Origin of the sequence: Streptomyces sp. PU-14G (assembly GCF_041028275.1) — a bacterium.
Lineage (GTDB): Bacteria > Actinomycetota > Actinomycetes > Streptomycetales > Streptomycetaceae > Streptomyces.
The window spans coordinates 1-1,958 of record NZ_JASKYT010000648.1 but is presented as its reverse complement, the minus strand read 5'-3'; the positions used below and the strand labels follow the sequence as shown (position 1 = coordinate 1,958).

General features: G+C 71.7%; 1 protein-coding gene. It reads right to left on the bottom strand.

Going from position 1 to position 1,958, the window contains the following annotated elements:
• Positions 1-429 precede the first annotated feature (429 nt).
• Positions 430-1,958 (bottom strand): sensor histidine kinase (locus AB8Z75_RS34375; protein WP_369208981.1); only part of this gene is annotated, 1,529 nt, incomplete at its 5' end.

Sequence of the window (1,958 nt, the reverse complement as noted above, 5' to 3'; positions counted from 1 at the left end):
CAACATATCTGGCGTTGACTTTGGGCACGCTGGTGAGTTCTCAAGGAACGGGCGCTTCCTTCGAAACGAATCGGTCCTGACGATGCAGTACCGGTTTCTCCGGACGTTTGCCCTTTCGGTGTCTCCGACTCTATCAGATCCGTTTCCCGGCCCGTTTCCGTGCCGTTCTTCCGAATCGGATTCCCCTGTCGGCGGGGCGCCTTCCGGCTGGTCTCTACTTTAGAGCCTTTTCCCTCCGGCTCCAAATTGAGCCGGCCGCAGAAGAAATTCGGCATGCCGAATAGACCCCTGCGAAGGGAGAGCGTGCTCTCGAAGTGGTACCCGCCGGAGTGGCGAAGAGGAGTCGCCGCGAAACCAGGACGGCTTTGCGGCAACCCGATGAACCTTACGGACGGGTGACCTCCGTGTCAACTGTGAGCCCCGTCTCGGTCAACGGTCTCGCTCTCCCGCCTTGATCAGGTCCTTGTGGGACAGCCGCCCGTCCGTGAAACAGAGGCGGTAGAGGAGGGAGTTGTCGAAGGTGGCGTGGCGGTGGAAGCGGCACTCGTCGGTGCGTGCCGGGTCCGGTGGCGCTCCGGGTGGCGGGCTCTCCGCGTCGTACTCGTACGAGGGAAGGCGCGGGAGCACGGTCGAGCGCGGGTCGCCGACGCGCAGGGCGGTGTAGGTCTGCTCGCTGAGTACCGACTCGTGTGACGTGTAGACCTGGTAGCCGTACATCAGTACGGCCAGCACCGCTGTCGCGGCGGCGGGGATCCACAGGGCGTTCGCCATGCCGCGCCGTACCCGTCGGCGGGCCCGGGCCAGCTGCGCGCCGGAGCGTGTGGCGGAGGGTCCGGCGTCGGGTTCGGGTGTCGCCGGGGTGCCGGGGAGGCCGTCCGGGCCGAGAGGCAGGTGGGCGGTCACCTCGAAGCCACCACCGGGCCCAAGGGAGCCGTCGGCGTCCCCGTGCGAGCCGTCGGCGTGCGGGAGGGGGTGGGCGCGGAAGGTGCCTCCGGCCTGGCGCACGCGTTCGTCGAGGCTGATGAGTCCGGTTCCCGTGCCGGCCGCCTTCCCGGTGTCCGCCCCGAGGCCGGGTATCCGGTCCGCCGCGGGAGCGCCGTTCGTGACCGTCACGTGCACGGCGGTCCGCTTCTTCCGTAGCCGGACGGTGATCGCCGCCCCCGGGGCGTGTTTGGTGGCGTTGGTGACGGCTTCCTGGACGACGCGGTGGACGGCGCGGCCGAGGAGCGGCGGCAGCAGCACCGGATCGTCCTCGTCGTCCTGGTGGAGGGTGATGGCGACGCCCGAGGCGGCGGTGCGGGCGACCAGGTCGGGGACGGTCTCGGCGGTGGGTGCCGTGGTGTCCTGGCGGAGGAGGCCGATGATCTGGCGCAGGCGCTCGGTGGCGTCGGCGGCGGCCTGGCGGAGCTCGGCGGCGGAGGCGCGGGCGGCGTCGTCCACACCTGGGGACACCTGGAGCGCGGCGGCGCGCACGGCGATGAGGCTGAGGTCGTGGCCGAGGGAGTCGTGCATGTCGCCGGCGATGCGGGAGCGTTCGCGCAGCCGTGCGCGGTCGGCGACGAGTCGGTGTTCGCGCTCCATGCGCGCCGCCAGGTCCCAGCCGGCCGCCTGGAGTGCGTACTGCTGGCGGCGGAAGCGCCCCAGCAGCCAGGGGAGGACGGCGGCGAACAGGACGGTGCTGACGAGGGTGAACCAGTCCCACAGGCTGGCGCCCGGGAGGGTCAGGGCCAGGGCGAGGCCGATCGCGCAGAGGGTGACCGCGGCGGCGAGCGAGCGGCGTCCGTTCGCGGAGCGGCGTCCCGTGAGGAAGCTCAGGACGACGAGGGCGGGGCTGAAGGTGCTGGTGAACAGCTCGGGGGTGACGGCGAGGCCGAGGCCGGCGGGGACGGCCGCCGCGGCGATGGGGGCGCGGCGGCTGAGGAACGCGGCGGCGGCGAGGAGGGGGGCGGCGGCCACCC